Source organism: Sulfitobacter sp. M05, assembly GCF_029285175.1.
Classification (GTDB): domain Bacteria; phylum Pseudomonadota; class Alphaproteobacteria; order Rhodobacterales; family Rhodobacteraceae; genus Sulfitobacter.
The window spans coordinates 1542478-1562888 of record NZ_JABEDH010000001.1; the positions used below are offsets into that span (position 1 = coordinate 1542478).

At 59.1% G+C, this 20411-nt stretch carries 21 protein-coding genes; 7 read left to right on the forward strand and 14 right to left on the reverse strand.

Features of this window, described 5'->3' with window-relative positions; translation table 11 throughout:
• Positions 1-30 precede the first annotated feature (30 nt).
• The 4 genes from betC to HKX44_RS07645 form a co-directional block, all read right to left on the reverse strand.
• The gene (betC, locus tag HKX44_RS07630) at positions 31-1539 is read right to left on the reverse strand and encodes a choline-sulfatase (RefSeq protein WP_276150671.1); all 1509 of its coding nucleotides are present in this window, start codon (positions 1537-1539) and stop codon (positions 31-33) included.
• Complete coding sequence (betI, locus tag HKX44_RS07635) at positions 1536-2111, reverse strand: transcriptional regulator BetI (RefSeq protein WP_276150672.1); 576 nt, start codon at positions 2109-2111, stop codon at positions 1536-1538. Before betI ends, betC begins: the two co-directional genes overlap by 4 nt.
• Positions 2112-2187: 76 nt before the next feature.
• Positions 2188-3090 (reverse strand): DMT family transporter, encoded by a 903-nt coding sequence (locus HKX44_RS07640; protein ID WP_276150673.1) that lies wholly within the window; start codon positions 3088-3090, stop codon positions 2188-2190.
• Between the two features lie 37 nt (positions 3091-3127).
• Positions 3128-3727 (reverse strand): LysE/ArgO family amino acid transporter, encoded by a 600-nt coding sequence (locus HKX44_RS07645; RefSeq protein ID WP_276150674.1) that lies wholly within the window; start codon positions 3725-3727, stop codon positions 3128-3130.
• Between the two features lie 100 nt (positions 3728-3827).
• Between HKX44_RS07645 and HKX44_RS07650 the strand changes: the two genes are divergently transcribed.
• Entirely contained in the window at positions 3828-4718 is an 891-nt protein-coding gene (locus tag HKX44_RS07650; RefSeq protein WP_276150675.1) for a LysR family transcriptional regulator ArgP, read from the forward strand.
• Between the two features lie 97 nt (positions 4719-4815).
• Positions 4816-5058 carry a hypothetical protein gene (locus HKX44_RS07655; RefSeq protein WP_276150676.1) on the forward strand — a complete coding sequence of 81 codons (243 nt, stop codon included), beginning with the start codon at positions 4816-4818 and terminating at the stop codon, positions 5056-5058.
• A gap of 230 nt (positions 5059-5288) precedes the next feature.
• Here HKX44_RS07655 and HKX44_RS07660 read toward each other — a convergent pair whose 3' ends face one another.
• Positions 5289-6044, reverse strand: a complete 756-nt coding sequence (locus HKX44_RS07660; RefSeq protein WP_276150677.1) for a YebC/PmpR family DNA-binding transcriptional regulator — start codon at positions 6042-6044, stop codon at positions 5289-5291.
• A gap of 115 nt (positions 6045-6159) precedes the next feature.
• Here HKX44_RS07660 and HKX44_RS07665 point away from each other — a divergent pair, with 115 nt between their 5' ends.
• Together HKX44_RS07665 and HKX44_RS07670 are read left to right on the forward strand one after the other, a co-directional pair.
• Positions 6160-7932: an SLC13 family permease gene (locus tag HKX44_RS07665; protein WP_276150678.1), complete on the forward strand. Its 1773-nt coding sequence runs from the start codon at positions 6160-6162 to the stop codon at positions 7930-7932.
• Between the two features lies 1 nt (position 7933).
• Positions 7934-8365 carry a potassium channel family protein gene (locus HKX44_RS07670; RefSeq protein WP_276150679.1) on the forward strand — a complete coding sequence of 144 codons (432 nt, stop codon included), beginning with the start codon at positions 7934-7936 and terminating at the stop codon, positions 8363-8365.
• 7 nt (positions 8366-8372) lie between these two features.
• Here HKX44_RS07670 and HKX44_RS07675 read toward each other — a convergent pair whose 3' ends face one another.
• The 3 genes from HKX44_RS07675 to HKX44_RS07685 are packed head-to-tail and all read right to left on the reverse strand — an operon-like array spanning position 8373 to position 11914.
• Positions 8373-10145 (reverse strand): SLC13 family permease, encoded by a 1773-nt coding sequence (locus HKX44_RS07675; RefSeq protein ID WP_276150680.1) that lies wholly within the window; start codon positions 10143-10145, stop codon positions 8373-8375.
• Positions 10146-10176: 31 nt separating this feature from the next.
• Positions 10177-11094 carry a DMT family transporter gene (locus HKX44_RS07680; protein ID WP_276150681.1) on the reverse strand — a complete coding sequence of 306 codons (918 nt, stop codon included), beginning with the start codon at positions 11092-11094 and terminating at the stop codon, positions 10177-10179.
• A gap of 7 nt (positions 11095-11101) precedes the next feature.
• Positions 11102-11914, reverse strand: a complete 813-nt coding sequence (locus HKX44_RS07685; RefSeq protein ID WP_276150682.1) for a TIGR00282 family metallophosphoesterase — start codon at positions 11912-11914, stop codon at positions 11102-11104.
• Positions 11915-12034: 120 nt separating this feature from the next.
• Here HKX44_RS07685 and HKX44_RS07690 point away from each other — a divergent pair, with 120 nt between their 5' ends.
• Entirely contained in the window at positions 12035-12382 is a 348-nt protein-coding gene (locus HKX44_RS07690) for a hypothetical protein (RefSeq protein WP_276153200.1), read from the forward strand.
• A 98-nt stretch (positions 12383-12480) separates the two neighbouring features.
• Positions 12481-13011: a DUF1775 domain-containing protein gene (locus HKX44_RS07695; RefSeq protein ID WP_276150684.1), complete on the forward strand. Its 531-nt coding sequence runs from the start codon at positions 12481-12483 to the stop codon at positions 13009-13011.
• 46 nt (positions 13012-13057) lie between these two features.
• Here HKX44_RS07695 and HKX44_RS07700 read toward each other — a convergent pair whose 3' ends face one another.
• Both HKX44_RS07700 and mgtE read right to left on the reverse strand, forming a co-directional pair.
• Positions 13058-13618 (reverse strand): 5-formyltetrahydrofolate cyclo-ligase, encoded by a 561-nt coding sequence (locus HKX44_RS07700; RefSeq protein ID WP_276150685.1) that lies wholly within the window; start codon positions 13616-13618, stop codon positions 13058-13060.
• Positions 13615-15015, reverse strand: coding sequence for a magnesium transporter (gene mgtE, locus HKX44_RS07705; RefSeq protein WP_276150686.1), 1401 nt, complete (start codon positions 15013-15015; stop codon positions 13615-13617). The genes HKX44_RS07700 and mgtE overlap by 4 nt, the downstream gene beginning before the upstream one ends.
• Before the next feature lie 113 nt (positions 15016-15128).
• Between mgtE and guaD the strand changes: the two genes are divergently transcribed.
• On the forward strand, positions 15129-16424 hold the full coding sequence (gene guaD / locus HKX44_RS07710) for a guanine deaminase (protein WP_276150687.1): 1296 nt from the start codon (positions 15129-15131) through the stop codon (positions 16422-16424).
• A 12-nt stretch (positions 16425-16436) separates the two neighbouring features.
• Here guaD and HKX44_RS07715 read toward each other — a convergent pair whose 3' ends face one another.
• The 4 genes from HKX44_RS07715 to HKX44_RS07730 form a co-directional block, all read right to left on the reverse strand.
• Entirely contained in the window at positions 16437-17777 is a 1341-nt protein-coding gene (locus tag HKX44_RS07715) for an 8-oxoguanine deaminase (protein WP_276150688.1), read from the reverse strand.
• Positions 17778-17885: 108 nt separating this feature from the next.
• Complete coding sequence (gene hisN, locus HKX44_RS07720; protein ID WP_276150689.1) at positions 17886-18686, reverse strand: histidinol-phosphatase; 801 nt, start codon at positions 18684-18686, stop codon at positions 17886-17888.
• A 26-nt stretch (positions 18687-18712) separates the two neighbouring features.
• Positions 18713-19087, reverse strand: coding sequence for a helix-turn-helix transcriptional regulator (locus tag HKX44_RS07725; protein ID WP_276150690.1), 375 nt, complete (start codon positions 19085-19087; stop codon positions 18713-18715).
• A 428-nt stretch (positions 19088-19515) separates the two neighbouring features.
• Complete coding sequence (locus tag HKX44_RS07730) at positions 19516-20391, reverse strand: LysR family transcriptional regulator (RefSeq protein ID WP_276150691.1); 876 nt, start codon at positions 20389-20391, stop codon at positions 19516-19518.
• Between the last annotated feature and the right edge of the window lie 20 nt (positions 20392-20411).

Here is a 20411-nt window from a genome sequence, read left to right on the forward strand (position 1 = left end):
GGCGGGAGGTTTAAGGGCAAGATGAAGGGGTTATTCACCGCGCGGGAAGCGCTTGTTTTCTTCCAGCACGTTGAGGTCCATGTGATTGCGCATGTATTGCTCTGACGCCTTGCGCAGCGGCTGGTAGTCCCAAGGGTAATAGCCGCCCTCTCGCAGGGCTTCGTACACCACCCAGCGGCGGGCCTGCGAGGTGCGCACCTGTGCATCATAAGCGTCAAGATCCCAGCGCGCTTTCGATTTGGCGCGCAGGCTGGTCACTGTGCCCTGATACTCCGGGTGATCCGCAAGGTTGCGCAGCTCATGCGGATCAGCGTCAAGATCAAACAGTTGATCCGGGTCCAGCGCGCAGCGGTTGTATTTCCATTTGCCATAGCGCAGCGACACCATTGGCGCATAAGAGCCTTCGGCGGCATATTCCATGGCAACAGGTTCGCTGCGTTCCACACCCTGCCCCATCGGGACAAGGGATTGGCCGGTGGTCCAGGGCATGACCTCTTGCATGGACACCCCCGCCAGATCGCAGAGCGTCGGGCAGACGTCGATATTGCTGACCGGCGTTTTTTGCAAACCGGTCTGCATCTGTGGCGCGCTGATCATCATCGGCACACGGGCCGAACCCTCAAAAAACGACATTTTGAACCACAGGCCGCGTTCGCCCAGCATGTCCCCGTGATCCGAAACAAAGACGATAATCGCCTCTTGCCGGGTGTCCTCCAGGGTTTGCAGAATTTCACCGATTTTGTCGTCAAGGTAGCTGATATTCGCAAAATAGGCGCGCCGAGAACGTGTGATGTCGTCCTCGGTAATGTCAAAGTTGCCACGGTCATTGGCGTCGAGAATACGCTGCGAGTGCGGATCGTGATCGTTGTAGTCCATCATCGGGACCGTGGGCAGCAGGTGGTCACAATCCTCGTAGAGATCCCAGTATTTCTTGCGGGCGACATAGGGGTCATGCGGATGGGTAAAGCTGACCGTCAGGCACCATGGCCGTGCATCGGCCCCGCGCGACAGGTCATACAATTTGCGGGTCGCATTATAGGCGACCTCATCGTCGTATTCCATCTGGTTGCTGGTCTCGGCCACACCGGCACCGGTCACCGAGCCCATATTGTGATACCACCAGTCGATCCGCTCGCCTGGTTTGCGATAGTCCGGCGTCCATCCGAAATCCGCCGGATAAATATCCGTGGTCAGCCGTTCTTCGAACCCGTGCATCTGGTCGGGGCCGACAAAATGCATCTTGCCCGACAGACAGGTCTGATATCCTGCACGGCGCAGGTGGTGCGCGTAGGTTGGGATAGACGAGGCAAATTCTGCCGCATTGTCATAGACGCCTGTGGCAGAGGGCAGCTGGCCTGACATGAACGCCGCCCGTCCCGGCGCACAGAGAGGCGACGCGGTGTAGCAATTTGCAAAACGGGTCGATCGCGCCGCAAGTTTCTTGAGATTGGGCGCATGTAGCCAATCGGCAGGCCCGTCGGGAAACAGGGTGCCGTTCAACTGGTCAACCATCAGGATCAGGATATTCGGGTTACTCATTCGGAGGCATCCAGCAAAAGGTGCAATATAGACAGCGCCCGCGCACGGGCTGCTGAGGCGGTGCCGCTGGCCGACAGGGCCGCGCGCAAATACAAGCCGTCGATCAACGCCGCCATGGTTTCGGCATCTGTTTCGGGGGTCTTACTGACCGGGCGCAGGGCGTGGGTCAGATTAGAACGCAGGCGGCGCTGGTAGAGACGCAGCAGGCGGCGGGTGCCGCTATTGGTCGGAGCCGCCGCATAGAGGGTCATCCATGCGTTGACCGTCGCCGGCGCAAAGCAGGTTTCATCAAAGCTGGCGATGACGATGGCGGCGGCGCGGTCACGCGGGCCGCGGGCCTCGGCAAGGCGGGCGCGGACTTCGGAACCGTATTCGGCCAAAATATGGCGCATCGCAGCAAGAAAAATCTGGTCTTTACCGCCGAAATAATGGTGGGCCAAAGCGGTCGACATCCCTGCCCGTTTGGCAATCTGCCCAACAGTCACGTCGAGCGAATGGGCTGCGCCGATTTCAGCAATTGTCGCCTGCACAAGTGCAGAGCGGCGAATGGGTTCCATTCCAACCTTGGGCATTTTGGATTCGGGTCCTTGACGATTACACCCTTAAAGTAATTCGCCCTTTATTGACTAGTCAATCAATAACGCCATTTTACATTTTGGTCGCATTCGCGTTCGGCGTGATCTGCCGGTTCAGCATCGCCTCGCGCCACGTGATAAAGGTGACCGACCCAAGGATCACAAAGCCGCCCAACACGACCCAGATATCCACCGGTTCGGCAAATGCCAGCGCGCCCAACGCCGTGGCCCAAACCAATTGCAGGAAGGTAACGGGCTGGGTGACTGTGACGGGTGCCGCCGCAAATGCGAGGGTCATGGTGTAATGCCCCGCCGTCGCAAAACAGGCGACAGCGACCAGAATCAGCACCTCGGTCAAGGTGGGGGTGATCCACACCGGCACCGCAAAGGGTGCCAGCCCCAATGTCACGAACACCGACAGCATCGCCACCACAACCGCCGGGCGCACCTCGTCTGCCAGCAGCTTGGCAATCAGGTAAGACCCCGCAAAGACCACTGCCGCCACCAGCATAGCCATATGGCCGGCACTGACCTCGCGAAAGCCGGGGCGCAGGATAATCGCCGCCCCTGCCAGCCCCATCACAACCGCAATGATGCGACGTGCGGCCAGCTTCTCGCCCAGAAACACCGCCGCCCCGATGGTCACATAAATCGGCGCGAGGTAATTCATCGCCGTCACTTCGGCGATCGGGATGCGGGTCATCGCGAAAAACCACAACATGACCCCAAAAGCATGGCAAAATCCGCGCAACCCAAACAGCGACACCTGACGGCGTGTCAATCCCGCTGTGCGCAGCGTGTTCAGTACCGGTATCAGGAACACCAGCCCTATGGCATACCGCAGGAAGGCGGCCTCTGCTGCGGGCAGGCGTGGCCCCATGTATTTAACCAATGCCGTGACCATGATGAAAAACACCCCTGTCACCAGCATCCAGAATATTCCCGTTAAGGGGCGGTGAGGAAGAGCTGTTGTCATTGCGCCAGACTGATCCTGTCGGCGGCAAAGGGCAAGATCAGCCAAACAAAAGTTTTGCGGCAATCGCCCACATCGTTACGGCAATCACCCCGTCCAGCACTTGCCAGCTTGCCGGTTTGGCAAACAGCGGGCTTAGCAGACGCGCGCCATAGCCCAAGGTGAAAAAGAACGTCAGGCTGGCCAGTACCGCGCCACTGCCAAAGGCCAGCTTGTCCGGATATTGCGCAGAGATCGACCCGATCAGCACCACCGTATCCAGATAGACATGCGGGTTCAGGAAGGTCAGGGCCAGCAGGGTCAGGATGGTCTGGCGCAGGCTTTGTGCGGCGCCGGCATCCGCCTCCAGTGCTGCGCCGCCCCGCCAAGCGGACAGGGCATTCTGCGCCCCATACCAGACCAAAAACGCCGCCCCACCATAACGCATTGCGGTTTCAAACCATGGCACCGCCGTCGCCAAGGCCCCGAACCCTGCCACACCTGCGGCAATCAACACAGCGTCGGATGCCCCGCAGGTCAGGCAGACCCAGAACACATGCTCGCGCCGCAACCCTTGACGTAGCACAAAGGCATTCTGTGCTCCGATGGCCAAAATCAATGTCAGGCTCAGCGCGAAGCCGGGCAGAAAAGAGGAAAACATGATGCGGCTCCGTCGGATGTAGCTCGTGCAGAACCTTGACTACGCCAAAGACCGTGGATTACTCAAATTAAAGATGGTAATCATGGATTAGAATTTCTTAATGGCAATCGACCCCACCCAACTGGCGGCCTTGTCTGCCATCCTGCGCCTTGGCAGTTTCGATGCCGCAGCCAGCAACCTTAATGTCACCCCTTCGGCCATCTCGCAGCGGCTAAAGGCGCTGGAGGAACAGGTGGGGGCGACCCTCGTCAACCGCAGCCACCCCTGCACCGCCACGCCGCTTGGCGCGCGGCTGGCCAAACATGCCGAAGACGTCGCCCTGCTTGAGGCCGCAGCACTGGGGGACATTCGCCGGGATGGGTCCCTGCCCGCCCGACTGACCCTTGCCGTGCCCGCCGACAGTATCGCCACCTGGTTGCTGCCCGCCCTCGCCGCTGTTCCCGGGATGCTGTTTGATCTGCGGGTCGATGATCAGGATACGGCGGATGACTGGTTAAAGCGCGGCAGCGTCAGCGCCGCCGTCACCGGGCACAACCGCGCGGTGACAGGTTGTGATCTGCATCCACTGGGGGCCTTGCGCTATGTCGCAACCGCCAGCCCCGCCTTTATGAAGCGCCATTTCCCCGCCGGTGTGACTGCGGAAACCCTTGCCCGCGCGCCGATGCTCACGTTTACACCCAAGGACCAGTTACAAGCACGCTGGATCACCGCCAAGACCGGTACCTCCCCGTCGCCGCCGTCACATCAAATGCCCTCGACCCACGCATTCGTGGATGCGGTTCTGGCGGGCATGGCGTGGGGGATGAACCCGGAAACACTGGTGCGGGGGCATATAGACAGCGGGCGTCTGGTTGCGTTGGACGCCGGCCTGCCGATGGACGTGCCGCTGTACTGGCAGACCACCCGCGTTATGGCCCCTGCCCTCGCACCTCTGACCGCCGCCATTCTTGCAACAGCAAAGACCCACCTGCGCCCGCCCTGCGGCAAATGATGTCACTGTGTACAATTGAAAGTGATCCATCAGTTTCTGCTCTGGTAAATGGCCGGTGCCACACCTACATGCCCTTTCAGAGCCAAAGGAAAACAAGATGTTCGACAAACAACAGACGCTCGAAGTCAGCGCCCATGAAATCTCTGTAATGGAGGCAGCCCTGCATACGCAGTCAAAGATCCTGAACGTACAGGCCGGATCAGGTGACGCAGCGGCGGCAGCTCAGCTGAATGAAGTCAAGCAGGTGCTGGCGCGTCTCGCACAGCAAAAGCCGGTTGAACAGAAGCCCGCCGGACGCATGGGGTTTCCGTGGTGCGGCCTGTCGCGCATTTCCGGCTAGGGCGCGCGACACCACCTGACGCCATACCCACCACCGCCGCCACATACAAAAATGCCGCCCTGAACAGGCGGCATTTGTCGTTTATGGGGATTATGGACGGCCTAGTGCAAAGCTCTACGAGTTTAACTTGGGACATCACGCCCCTCTGTTCGCGCGCGACCAAGAAAAGAGGCCCCGAACGAGGGGGGCCAGTTTTTCTCGAAACGCTATATCGCGGCGGCCCTCGTGATTTACCCGTCCGCTTCTTCGAACTGCTGCATCACCTCATCCGAGGCTTCAAAATTCGTGGTGACGCGCTGCACATCATCGTCATCTTCCAAAGCATCCACCAAGCGCATCAGCTTTTGCAAACCTTCAAGGTCCATCTCGGTGGTCGTTGTGGGTTTCCAGACCAATTTGGTTGATTCAGACTCGCCCAGCTCCGCTTCCAGCGCCGTTGCCACATCGTTCAGATCGGTATCCGCACACCAGATCACGTGACCATCTTCGGCACTTTCGACATCTTCGGCACCGGCTTCGATTGCTGCCATCATCACCGTGTCGTTGTCGCCCACGTCAGCCGCGTAAGTTACCTGGCCCTTGCGGTCGAACATAAACCCGACGCTGCCGGTTTCACCCAGATTGCCGCCGTTCTTGGAGAAGGTCGAGCGCACGGTTGATGCCGTCCGGTTCAAATTATCGGTCATCGTCTCGACGATCACCGCAACGCCATTCGGGCCATACCCCTCATAGCGGATTTCCTTGTAATCTTCGCCCTCGCCCGCAACCGATTTCTTGATCGCGCGGTCGATGTTGTCCTTGGGCATAGAGGCCGATTTGGCCTCTTTTACCGCCAGACGCAGACGCGGGTTTTTGTCTGGATCGGGGTCCCCCATTTTGGCCGCAACGGTGATTTCCTTGCTGAACTTGGAAAACAGCTTGGCGCGGATCTTGTCCTGACGCCCCTTGCGGTGCTGGATGTTTGCCCATTTGGAATGGCCGGCCATGAGATACCTCGTCTGAATTTATACTTTGCGCCTCTATAGGCCAGCACCGCTTGTACGACAAGCGGATGCCACATATCCGCTTGCTCTGACTGACGATAGCAAAGATGGTGCGGGCATGAGTACAGATCAAATTATCCTTTTCACCCTCTTCGGTGCAGTCTTTGGCATGTTGCTGTGGGGCAAGTTTCGCTATGATATCGTCGCCTTTAGCGCGCTGATGATCGGGGTTGTCCTGGGGGTGGTACCTACAAAGGACGCGTTTTCCGGCTTTGGCCATCCTGCCACATTGGTAGTCGCCTTGGTGCTGGTGGTCTCGGCGGGGTTGGTACGGTCGGGCGCGGTCCTGTTGATCACCCGCACAATGATTGATGCCTCGCGCTCGCTCGGGGCGCATATCACGCTGATGGGGGCGATTGGCGGCATCCTGTCCGCTTTCATGAATAACGTCGCCGCCCTTGCCCTGTTGATGCCTGTCGACATCCAGACCGCGCGCAAGGCTGGCCGCGTGCCGGGCCTCAGCCTGATGCCGCTCAGCTTTGCCACCATTCTGGGCGGCATGGTCACACTGATCGGCACCCCGCCCAATATCATCATTGCTTCGATCCGGCAGGAATCTCTGGGCGAACCCTTCCGCATGTTCGATTTCGCGCCGGTTGGCGGGATTGCCGCAATTGCCGGCCTGACTTTTGTCGCCCTGATTGGCTGGCGCTTGATCCCGGCCCGCGAAGACGCGCTGATCAGCACCGATGACCTGTCGCAATACATCGCAGAATTGGTGGTCCCAGAGGACAGCAAACACATCGGCAAACGTCTATTGGAACTGGTCCCGATTGCAGAAGGCGCAGATGTCGCAATCCTGGGCCTGATCCGCGACGGCAAACGCCGCTATGGCCAATCGCGCTCCGTCGCTTTGCAAGCCGGCGATGCGCTGGTCCTCGAAGCGACACCCGACGCGCTGGATGAATTCCGCAGCACGCTAGATCTGGCTCTGGCCGATTCCGATCGCGAAGAACGCCTGAAAGCCGGCGGCGAAGGCGTTGAAATTATTGAAGTTGTCGTACAGGAAACCTCGCGGCTGAATGGCCGCACCGCTCAGGCTGTCGGGCTTGCATGGCGCCGGCGCACAATTCTGATGGGCATCTCGCGTCAGGGCCGCAAGATTACATCACGTTTGCGCAGTACCGAATTGAAAGCAGGCGATATTCTGCTGTTACTGGTGCCGCGTGACACCGCATCAGATGTCACCGATTGGCTTGGCGTGCTGCCGCTTGCAGATCGTGGTCTGGCCGTCACCGAAAATACCAAGGTCTGGCTGGCCATCGGGCTGTTTGGCGTTGCTGTTGTTGCCGCAAGCATTGGTTTGATCTACCTGCCGGTGGCTCTGGGCCTTGTGGTGATCGCCTATGTACTTGCAAAAATCGTACCTCTATCTGAGCTTTATACCCATATTGAATGGCCTGTTGTTGTCTTATTAGGATCAATGATCCCTTTAGGGGCTGCGCTTGAAACTTCTGGCGGCACCGAGTTGATCGCTGGCGCGTTGATCGGCCTTACCGATGGCATGGCCCCGTGGATCGTGCTGACCGTGTTGATGGTGGTCACCATGACCTTGTCGGATGTGCTTAACAACACCGCGACCACCATCGTTGCCGCCCCGGTTGGCATCCAGATGGCACAGACCCTCAATGTCTCGCCCGATCCGTTTCTGATGGCCGTGGCTGTGGCCGCCTCCAGCGCCTTCCTGACCCCCATCGGCCATAAGAACAACACGCTGATCCTCGGGCCCGGCGGCTATGGCTTTGGCGATTACTGGCGTATGGGCCTGCCGCTGGAGATCATCGTGGTTGCTGTCTCAATCCCTGCAATCCTTGTCTTCTGGCCCTTGTAATATGGGGCTATCGACACAAATCGCCTATGGCACCGCTTTCCTGTCCCTGTGCAGCGGGATTCACCTCGTGCTGATCCTTGGCACCAACGGTTGGCTGCGGCTGATCGGCAAAGCACAAAAAGAACGTTATCGCCATCACCGCGCCGGGATCATCGTCACCGTTGCACTGCTGGTTGTGGTCATTGGCCATACGGTGCAGGTCTGGATATGGGCGCTGTCCTTTCTCTGGCTGGGCGCGCTGGAAGGATTGGAGCCGGCGATTTACTTTGCTCTGTCGACCTACACAACACTGGGATACGGCGATCTGGTCCTGAGCGATGATGTTCGGGTGTTCGCGGCCTTTGCTTCTGTCAACGGGATGCTTATTTTTGGCGTCAGTACCGCCTATCTGGTGACAGTGATTGGCCGGGTTCTACCGGACCAGCTGCCCTGACCGGTGGTCAAAAGATCATCGGAATAACCGCACTTGCCAACAAAGACATGCTCAGGTTCAGCGGCACACCGATACGCATAAAGTCGGTGAATTTATATCCCCCCGGCCCATAGACCAGTGTGTTTGTCTGATAGCCAATCGGCGTGGCAAAGGCGCAGGACGCGGCAATCATCACCGCCACCACCAGAGGGCGCGGATCAATGCCCAGCGCAGCGGCAAGGCTGATGGCAATGGGCGTCATGATCACGGCCACCGCATTATTCGACACAATTTCTGTCAGCACAGTGGTCAAAAGGAACACGCAGAAGATCACAGCGGTAAGCGGCAGGGTGCCCAAGGTCGGCGCAATCGCATCCACCAGCATGGTAATCGCGCCCGAGTTCTGCAGGGCGGCCCCCACCGCCAGCATCGAGAAAATCAGCGCCAGTAACCGCCCCTCCACAAAGGAAAACGCCTCCTCTGCGTCGATACAGCCGGTGACCAGCACCAGCGCAACCGCGATCACCGCCAGCATCAGGATCGGGGCAACATTCAGCGCCGCCAAAGCCACAATCCCCACAAGCGCTGCAATCGCGATGGGGGCGTGGCCACGCCGATAGGCCCGCGCAGAGGGGTGGCTGACATCCACCAGATCCATATCCGCCGCCAGCCGTGCAATGTCTTCTGCCGCCCCTTCAAGCAGCAGGGTATCACCAACTTTCACAATTAATTCATCCAGTTGCATCCCGATGTTCTGGTTGCGCCGATGCACCGCCAGCGGATAAACACCGTAGCGCCGCCGCAACCGCATCGCGCCAAGCGCACGCCCCACCATGCGGCACCCCGGTGTGATCAGCACTTCAACCGTGCTGGTCTCAACCGCGGACAGCTGATCGACACGTTTCAATTCCTTGGTTGCCTGTAGGCTCAACAGCTCGGTCATTTCTGTGCGCAGCACCACCCGATCACCGATCTGCAAGGTTACATCCTTGAGGTTACGGCGCAGCGATTGATCACCGCGCACCACGTCAACCAGCCGCACGCCTTCGCGTTTGAACAGTTTCACATCCAGAACTTCGCGCCCGATCAGGTTCGATTCCGGCGGAATGACAGCTTCGGTAAAGAACTTCATCTTGGAACGGCTCGACAACATCGCTGCCATGCTGTCCCGATCCGGCAACAATTTGCGGCCAAAGATCGCCATATAGGTCAGCCCCCATGCGCAAACCACCAGACCAATCGGCAGGATTTCGAAAATCCCGAAAGGTTCCATTCCCTGTGATCGCGCCACCCCATCAACCAGCAGGTTGGTCGAGGTTCCGATCAGCGTCAACGACCCACCCATGATCGCGGCATAGCTCAGCGGAATCAGCAACTTGGAGGCTTTTGTGCCCAATGTCTTGCTCAGCTGCACCACCACCGGGATCATCACCACAACCACCGGCGTGTTGTTCATAATGGCACTGGCCCCCATCACCGACAGGATCACCCCGATCACCGCCGCTTTGGGATGGGTCCGGGCATAGCGCTCTGCCAGTTGCGTCAGCACGTCCAGCGCCCCTGTGCGCACCAGCGCCCCCATGACAATAAACATCGCAGCAATGGTCCAGGGTGCCGAGTTGGACAGCACCATGCGCGCATCCTCATAGGGCAACACACCACTGGCCAGCAGCACTGCCGCCCCGCCAAGGGCAACAACTTCTGTGGGGAAATACTCGCGCAGAAACAGGATGAACATCACCGCGACAACCGTCAGAGCAAGCACCGCACTGCCGGTCTGGGAAAGGGAAAAAAAGTCCATCAAAGTCACCTCAGCACGGGCTTATCGCCGGTTAAGTTTCGCCCATCGGCAAGGGCTCTGCAAGCTTGGGGCGTGGCTGCACCAGGTACATACCGACAAACATCGCCCCCAAGGCCAGCCAAATCGTCGCAGCATAGGCTTCACCCAGCATCAGCCGGGCCCAAACCAGACCAAACCCTGTCACCAGATAGCTGACCTGAACCGTAAACACCGCCCCCGCGCGGCCCGCCAGCCAGACATATGCCGAGTAAACAAAGGCGTGGATCACACAAGACCCCACCAGTGCAAGCTGCGGCAAGGGCAGCGGCACCTGCGGCAGGATCGTCTGGCCGGTGAACAACATAACCGGAGTCACGATGATCAGCCCAGCCAAAGACGCACCCAGCATGACCTGAAACGCATCCAACCCCTGCGTGCCCCATTTGGCGATAAAATTGCCCTCGAACGCATAAAACAGCGCCGTCAGCAGGTAGATCAACGCCCAGCCTGACGGCACCGCCTGCCCCATTTCGACCGAAGGCGCGACAATCATCAGCACCCCCAGCAACCCGAACCACAGGCCGATCAGCCGACGCCAGCGAAAGGTCTCGCTGCCCAGCGCAAGGGCGATGACAAAGGCAAACATCGGAATGACACTTAACAGCAGCGACATGATGCCCGAGGGCAGATGCACCGCCGCGCGGTAGCTGATAGAATTGGGCAAAACCGCGCCGATCAGCGCAAGGATCACATAGAGCCGCAGCGCAGCGGTGTTCAACGGCAATGGCCTGCGGCGCACCGCACAGATCACCCCCATCAGCACAGCCCCGATCACCGTCTGCCAGAACAGCAGACCGAAAGCACCGTATCCGGTGCTGACCGCCAGTTTGGTCATCGGTTGCGTCGCCCCCCAGCCTGCGCCCATCAGCACAAGGCAGCAGGTGTAAAACGCAATTTCGCGGGGGGACATCAGAGGATCACGGCGTGCTGGCTTGTAACGCGCCACCGGTGCGGATTGGCACGATGCGGGTGGCCTTGCCGGTTTTATCATCGGTCTCGATATAGACGCCGGACAGGGTCGCCTCGCCATTGGCGGGGGTGAACCGTTCTTTCGGCATGCCGGTGATGAACCGGCGCAGAGGTTCGGTTTTCTCCATGCCGATCACTGAATGGTAGTCACCACACATCCCGGCATCCGACAGATAGGCCGTGCCGCGGGACAGGATCATCGCATCCGACGTAGGCACATGGGTATGTGTCCCCACTACCAGCGATGCCCGCCCGTCGCACCAATGCCCCGTCGCCATTTTCTCCGAGGTCGCCTCGCAATGCATGTCAACAATGATCGCCGAGGCCATGCCACCCAAAGGATGGGTTTTCAACACGCCATCAAGCGCGGAAAACGGATCATCAAACGGGCGTTTCATAAACACCTGCCCCAAGGCTTGCGTGACCAACACCTTGCGCCCGTTCTTGGCGGTAAACAGACGCGCGCCCTTGCCCGGTGCGTTTTTGGAAAAATTCAGCGGCCGCACAATGCGCGGTTCCTGCTCGATAAAGCTCAGCATGTCTTTCTGATCGAAAGCATGATCCCCCAGCGTCAGGCAATCGGCCCCCGCATCCAGCAAGACTTTGGCATGGGCCCCGGAAAGCCCCATGCCACCGGTTGCGTTCTCGCCGTTCACCACAACGAAATCCAGCTTCCACTCTGTGCGCAGCCGCGCCAGATTTTCGGTAATCGCCCGCCGTCCGGCGCGGCCCATAACATCGCCTAAAAACAGTATTTTCATGGCCGTCAGACCTAGGGCTTTGCCCCGGCTACATCAAGTGAATTGTCATCACCGGTCGCAGGCGCTTTGGGCCTTGCCGACAAAACCCTGATCGGCAAAAAGTAAAGCATGGGACGTGTGATGAAAATCTTTTTAGCTCTGCTGCTGGCGCTTGGCATTCTGTTGCCCAAGGCCTCGGCGGCACTAGCCCTGATCCTGCCCACCTATGGCAGCACCATCACGATCTGTACTCCCGACGGGATCCGCACCGTTACACTTGACGCAAGCGGCACGCCGGTTGGTGAAACCGATGCGCAAACTGCGCCCTGTCTGATGGCCCATGCCACGCTGGTGCGGCCGGCCACCCTGCCCGATTGGCACCGCCTGGCACGCCAGATTGAATGCCCCACCGCCTTAAAAACGCAAACCGTGCGGGCTGCGCAAACTGCTGGCCTGCCGCCCCCCTGTCGCGCGCCCCCCTTCCTTTGAACCTGTAACAACAATCCAAACCCGCCAACGCCCATCCCCTGCCATCGCAGGCGGCGCTGACGTTGCGCAACACTATGACTTGTTCAAAGGAAAACGACATGAACATGAAATCAATGACTTCCGCCCTGATCCTCGCCTTTGCCGGCGCAACCGGTGCCACGGCCCATGCCACGCTCGAAGTACAAAGCGCCGCCGTTGGCAGCACCTACAAAGGTGTAATGCGCATTGGCCATGGCTGCAAAGGTCAGGCGACATTGAACGTATCGGTGAAAATCCCCGAAGGCGTGATTTCGGTCAAGCCGATGCCAAAGGCCGGCTGGACTCTTGAAACTACCATTGGAGCCTATAGCGATACCTATGATTACTACGGCAAAACCCTGACGGAAGGGGTGCGCGAAATTCAATGGAGCGGTGAATTGTCCGACGCACATTACGATGAATTTGTGTTTCGCGCCAAACTCTCGACCAAGCTGACAGCAGGGGAAACGATCTATTTCCCGACGGTCCAGACCTGCGCGGATGGCACAGCTGAATGGGTCAACATCCCGCTCGACGGGCAAGACCCGCATGACATCGACGGCCCTGCCCCCGGTCTTGCCCTGACCGAAGCTGGCCACGCCCACCACTAAGGCTGGCCCTGCAAATATTGCTCCGTCCGCGCGACCGCGGGCGGGGCTACTTTACCTCGATCACACCGGTTTCCGTCACAATCAGATTGAGCGGTTGGTCGGTTGCCTCCAGCGGCAGATCATCTACCTCCTGCCCCGCAAAGGCGAAACCGATGGCCAGCGTTGGCCGTTTGCCGCGCAACAGTTCAAGCGTGCGGTCGTAAAACCCGCCGCCATAGCCCAAACGCCCGCCCGCCCGGTTAAACGCCAACAGCGGCACAATCAGGATTTCCGGTTCAAAGAACCGTGGCGTTTCCGGAATTTGCGCGCCAAACGCCCCTTTGACCATCGGCGTATCCGGCACCCATTCGGCAAATTTCAACGGTTGCGCCGCAGCTTCGATCACCGGCACGCCGACACGACCATGGGCTGCGGCTTCTGCCATTGCAGGGGTTGGGTCTATCTCGGTCCGGATCGGCATAAAACCTGAAACCGGCACCCCGCGATACCCGGCAAGAACCTCGCTCAAATACCCGGACTGCGCCGCATTGGCGTTTTCAAACAATGGCTTGCGCCGCACAAAGGCGGCCTTGCGGGCTGCGGCCTTGATCTCTGTTAAATTGTTCATAGCAAGAACCCCGCAGCCAACCCTAGAAAGGCGAAAAAGCCCACAACATCTGTCACCGTCGTCACAAAAGCCCCCGATGCAAGCGCCGGATCAATGCCGATCCGCTCCAACAGGATCGGAATGCCGGTTCCGGCAATCCCGGCCACCACCATATTGATTACCATCGCGGCGGCAATCACCAGACCCAAGGCCGGAGAGCCAAACCAGATCACCCCGACAATCCCCATTGCCACTGCAAAGATCGCCCCGTTAATCAGCCCGACAAGCCCCTCGCGCCGGATCACCCGCCAGACGTTTGACCCGGTAAGGTCTTTGGTCGCGATGGCACGCACCGCCACGGTCAGGCTTTGGGTGCCGGCATTGCCCCCCATCGATGCCACAATCGGCATCAAGACGGCCAGCGCCACAATCTGGGCAATTGCCCCCTCAAATTGCGAAATCACCATCGAGGCGGCAATCGCCGTTACCAGATTGACCGCCAACCAGGGCAACCGTTGTTTTGTCGTCTCGACAACCCGGTCTGACAGCGAACTTTCCCCAACACCGGCAAGGCGCAGGATGTCTTCTTCGTGTTCGTCATCCAGAACCGCCATTGCATCGTCAATGGTGATCATCCCGATAAGACGCCCCTCGTCGTCGACAACAGGTGCGGAAATCAGGTGATACTGGTTGAAGGCATAGGCCACGTCGCCCTCGTCCTGCATGGCGGGAATGATCTGAAACGTTTCTTCCAGCAAATCGCGCAAGGCAGTTGTTCGTTTCGAGCGCATCAGCTTGCCCAGGGTCACCTGCCCCACCGGATGCCCGCGCGGATCGACCATCACGATATGGTAGAACTGATCCGGCAGATCATCCTCTGGCGTGTTGCGCAGATTGTCGATCGCCTGTCCCACAGTCCAGTGCTGCGGGGCCATCACAACCTCGCGCTGCATCAGACGGCCAGCAGAGTAATCCGGCCATGACAACGCCTTTTCCACCGCCTCGCGGTCAGCGGTTTCCAAGACGTCCAGAATCGCCTCTTGCTGAGCATCCTCAAGGTCTTCGATCAGGTCGACAACATCGTCGCTGTCCAGCTCGCGCACCGCCTGTGACAACACCTGCGGCGTCAGAATCGCAATTACATCCTCACGGATCGCGTCATCCAATTCCGACAGGATTTCACCGTCAAATTCCTTGTCATAAAGCCGGATCAGCCGACTGCGGTCGAAAACGTTGATCTGTTCCAAAAGGTCAGCGATATCAGCCGGATGCAGCGGATCCATCAGCTCGATCAAGCGCGCGCGGTCGTCTATCTCTACGGCATATAGAACAGATGCGACAGTTTTCGGACCCAGCTGATAGTTCTGGCCCTCCTCATCTTCAGCGGAGTTTGCGGTTTCTTCTAGTTGGTCCGACATCGCATTTGCCTCCGAAAGTTTTCCAGACCATAGGCATGCGCCCGTGCAGAGACAATGCCACAAAGACCACTCCTCCCATTGCCGCCTGCCGCACGCGCGCCTATGAACGGGGGATGACAAATATGACCTTACTGACCGGCCCGACCCTGTATTTTGATGGCAACCCGATGCACCAGCCATGGCAGGATGTTGTGCGTATTGAAACCGATGGCGCGGTGCTGATTGCCGATGGTGTGATCACCGCAGTCGGCGCTGCGCCAGAGCTGCGCCAGCGCCATCCACAGCTGAACGAAGTCGCCTATGGTGCGGATCACCTGATCTGTCCCGGCTTTGTCGATGCTCATGTGCATTATCCGCAGACCGGTATCATTGCGTCATGGGGCAAACGGCTGATTGACTGGCTGAACGACTATACCTTCCCCGAGGAAATGCGTCTGGCGGATGCCAGTTTCGCCCATGAGGTCGCGACCCGCTATCTGGACCTGACCCGCGCCCATGGCACCACAACGGTTGCCAGCTATTGCACGATCCACCCGCATTCGGTCGACGCCCTGTTTCAAGCGGCCGCCCAGCGCAACCAGCGCATCGTCGCAGGCAAGACCTGCATGGACCGTAACGCCCCCGACGGGCTGCGTGACACGGCGGCCAGCGCCTATGATGACAGCAAAGCACTGATCGAACGCTGGCACGGCAAGGGCCGCGCGACCTATGCCATCACGCCGCGCTTTTCGCCCACCTCTACCCCTGACCAATTGGCCGCTCTTGGCGCACTTTGGGGGGAACACCCCGACTGTCTGATGCAAACCCATCTTAGCGAGCAAACCGACGAGATTGCATGGGTGCGCGAACTGTTCCCGCAGGCACGGGACTATCTGGACACCTACGAGGCACACGGCCTGCTAGGCGAGCGGGCGGTCTATGGCCACGCCATCTATCTGGAACCGCGCGAAGTGGACCGGATCACCGAGACCGGTGCGGCGCTGGTGCATTGCCCGACCTCCAACACCTTTATCGGCTCCGGTCTGTTTGACATGGCCGGCCTCGCCGCGCGCCAGATCCCGATTGGCCTGGCCACTGACACCGGTGGCGGATCGTCGTTTTCAATGTTGCGCACCATGGCAGCGGCCTATGAAATCGGCCAGCTGCGCGGTACCCCGCTGCATGCGGCACAGTTGATCTGGCTGGCGACATCGGGTTCGGCCCACAGCCTGCATATGGGGGACAAAGTTGGCTCCGTATCAACCGGATACGAGGCAGACCTGACGGTTCTAGACCTGTCCTCGACTCCTGCCATTGCGCAGCGTCATGCGCAGGCCAAGGGCCATTGGGAAAGCCTGTTTGCAACCATCATGATGGGCGACGACCGCGCCATTGCGGACGTCTGGATTGCGGGGGCGCGGCAGGCCTGAACGGTTGCGGGCCTATGCGCGGTCCATCAGCCCGCGTGCCATTGCGTTCTGCCGTGCAATCACCGCCCCCAGATCAAGCGTCGTCACCTGCCCATCGCGCACGATCTGACGGCCCTCAACAAACAGATCACGCACTGTCGTAGGGCCGGCCAGCAGCACTGCGGCCGGGTCCCATGATCCTGCCGTGGCAATCCCGCTGACATCCCAGACCGCAATATCGGCCCGCTTGCCAACCGCCAGCCGCCCAACATCCGAACGCCCCAGCATATCCGCCCCGCCGCGCGTCGCAATCAACAGGGCCTCGCGCGCACTCATCGCATCCGCGCCTTGCGCCACCCGCTGCAACAACATCGCCATACGCGCCTCGGCGATCAGATTTCCGGCATCATTGCTGGCCGATCCGTCGACACCCAATCCCACCGGCACGCCAGCATCCCGCAGGGCACGCACCGGCGCGATGCCTGATCCAAGGCGACAGTTCGAACAAGGGCAATGCGCCACGCCGGTGCCCGTCTGAGCAAACAGCGCAATTTCAGCCGCATCCAGCTTGACACAATGGGCGTGCCAAACGTCCTCTCCGACCCAGCCAAGGCTTTCGGCATATTGACCGGGGCGACATCCAAACGTTTCCAACGAATAGGCGATATCCTCTTCGTTCTCCGCCAGATGGGTGTGCAACATCACGCCCTTGTCACGCGCCAGCAAAGCCGTTTCGCGCATCAGATCACGGCTGACTGAAAACGGCGAACAAGGGGCCAGCCCCACCCGGCACATCGCCCCTTCCCCGCTGTCGTGAAAAGCATCAACCAGCCGAATGCAATCTTCCAGAATATCCGCTTCTTTCTCGACCAAAGCATCCGGCGGCAGGCCACCGGCACTTTCGCCTATGCTCATCGAGCCGCGCGTGGGGTGGAAGCGCATCCCCAGCTCTGCCGCCGCATGAATGGTATCCTCCAACCGGGTGCCATTCGGATAAAGATAGAGGTGATCGGTACTCAGGGTGCAGCCGGACAGAGCCAGCTCGGCCAGCCCAACCTGTGCTGATACGTGGAAATGTTCCGGCGTCATCTGCGCCCAGATCGGATACAGCGTTTTCAGCCAGCCGAACAGCAGCGCATCCTGCCCCGCCGGCACCGCGCGGGTCATGCTTTGATAGAGGTGATGATGGGTGTTAACCAGCCCCGGTGTCAGCACACAACCGCTGGCGTCAACCACCGCGCCTTCACTGTGCAGCCCCTGACCGATTTCCGTGATGATCCCTTCTTGCAAACGCAGATCGGCGGCTTTCAACTCACGACGGCTGTCGTCCATTGTGATGATAACGTCGGCATTACGGATGAGGGTTTCTGACATATAGGACACCTGAAAACATGATGGCCCATCTCAATTAACCGAAGCGCACAGACGGAAAACGGGAAAGAGACTGTGCAAGAGAATTCTAGTACAAGTTGCTTATCCGGGTCAATAATTTCGCAGAATATCCAACGCCTGAGCATGAATTTCGCGGTTTGCCGCCGCCAGGGCGCGTCCGCCGTCATGCGCCGGCCCGCCACGCCAGTCCGTCACGATGCCGCCCGCGGCTTCAATCACCGCTATCGGTGCCTGAATATCATAGGATTGCAATCCTGCCTCGATCACCAGATCCACCTGCCCCGCTGCCAGCAGCGCATAGGCGTAACAATCCATTCCGTAGCGGGTCAGCTGTGCCTGTGTGGCCACCGCATGAAATCCGTCATGATCGGTTTGGGTGCCGACCTCGGGAAAGGTTGTCAGCACAATGGCTTCGCTCAGGTCACGGGCCGCACGGGTGCGCAGGTCACGCTGACCCAAGGGACCGGTCATCGCCGCCCCGTCCGGGGCCCCCTCGAAACGTTCACCGATATAGGGTTGGTCAATGATCCCGTAAAACGGCCCATCTGCATCCGACAGGGCGATCAAAACGCCCCATGTCGGGGTGCCACTGACAAACCCGCGGGTCCCGTCAATAGGATCAAGCACCCAGGTCAGCCCCGAAGTGCCGGCTTTTGCGCCGAATTCTTCGCCCAGAACCGCATCATCCGGACGATGCTGCGCAAGAATTGCGCGCATGGCCTCTTCGGCGGCGCGATCGGCCACGGTCACCGGATCATATCCGTCGGCCAGTTTGCTTTGCGTGGCCAGTTCACTGCCGCGAAAATACGGCAGAATCACCGCCCGCGCAGCATCAGCCATTAAATGGGCAACGCGCCGCACATCAGCGTCGAAGGAAGGAAGGGATGTCACGGGTTCAGGTCTGTTTCTGTGGTGAACTATGCCACATCACTCAGCACACGGGCCAGTTCAAACAACCGGCGGCGCTGGTCTTCGGGGATCGAATAATAGGACCGGATCAGGTCCATTGCTTCCTTGTCGCCCAGCAGATCGGAGGGGACATTCTCGACCACTTCCTGCGCTTGCTCTTCCTCGGATTTGATACCTTCAAAGAAAAACGACACATCCACGTCCAGCGCATCGGCAATGTCCCAAAGCCGCGACGCGCTGACCCGGTTTGCGCCGGTTTCATACTTCTGAATTTGCTGAAACTTGATGCCTACCAACTCTGCAAGCCGCTGCTGGGTCATTCCGGTGAGCCATCTGCGCTGACGGATCTTCTGACCAACATGTACATCAACTTTATGGGGCATTCATTTCAACCTTCTCATACGTCCCTCCCACTCATGACATCACGAGCAAGAGCGAGCTTTCTTTAATCGCCTGTTCTATCCGGCGTTCCGGGCTAGTTTACTACGCCGTTTCAAGCGCGCAAATTAAATTCCGGAGAATTACGCAATGGGCGACTTGCACACTTCTGTCTAGAGCCCGCTCAGCAAAATTTAGTGGAATTTATCCTACTTTTTTCGAGACACGCTTGTGCGCATATGCACAGAGGTTTCCGATGCACTCATCTGCTATGCCTTGTTCTGACAGAATTTATTGCACCTCTAGGTAGAACATCCAATTCCCTCCCCCCTGCAGTTTTGGCGCCCAACTGCACCAAAACTGTGGCAAAATCGCTGTACTAAATATCGGCTATATACCGCCGATGCGGGCGCTCTGTGCAGAAAACGCCCCCTCAGACCGCACGCAAGCGTTGTGATGTGGAGCCGGAAAACGCCTGTTCCAGCAGACTCACCAACGTATCATGCACCTCACCGCCGCCTTCCCCCCTACTGTAAAGGTTAATTTGCTGGGTCGGCAAGGCTGGCAAGGCCCCACCATGATCAATCACTTCCAGATAGGGCGGCTGTGTCCCTTCAATCATCGCACATACCGCAAGGTCCGCACTGGTCGCAGCCTCAATGGTGCGGTCGCTTTCGGTGTCCACCGTCATTTCCCAGGCAATCCCTTCCGCATCCAACGCAACCGCTACCTGCGCCCGGAAGACACAATGCCGGCAGAACGCCAATGGCAGGGCACGCGCCCGCCAAGCGGTGCCGCCGGGGGCACCGACCCAAACCAATGGTTTCTGCGCCACAACCATCCCGCCCTGGTCCACGCCGGTTTCGGTGGTCACGATCACATCGCAGTCTCCCTTGGCGTATTGTTCCTTGAGGGTTTTGGTATAAGAGGCTTCCAGCTGCACTTTGACCCGCGGAAACACTGCGTGGAATTGTTTTAGCACCTGCGGCACCGCCGGATAGACAACATCATGCGGCACGCCCAGCTTGATCTCGCCCTCATAGGCCTGATGAGTCAGCCGCCCGATCACCTCGTCGTTTAGGGCCACCATCCGGCGGGCATAGACCAGCAGTTGTTCTCCTGATGCCGTCAGTCCAATGGTCCGCCCACTGCGATCCAGCAGGGACAGGCCCAACATCTCCTCCAGCCGCTTCAGCTGCATCGAGACCGCCGATTGGGTCAGATGAAGAAAACCCGCTGCACGCGTCACGCCACCGGAATCCGCCACCGCCACAAAAGAGCGTAGCGTCGTAATGTCGAGATTTCTCATATATCAGACCTTGTGATGAA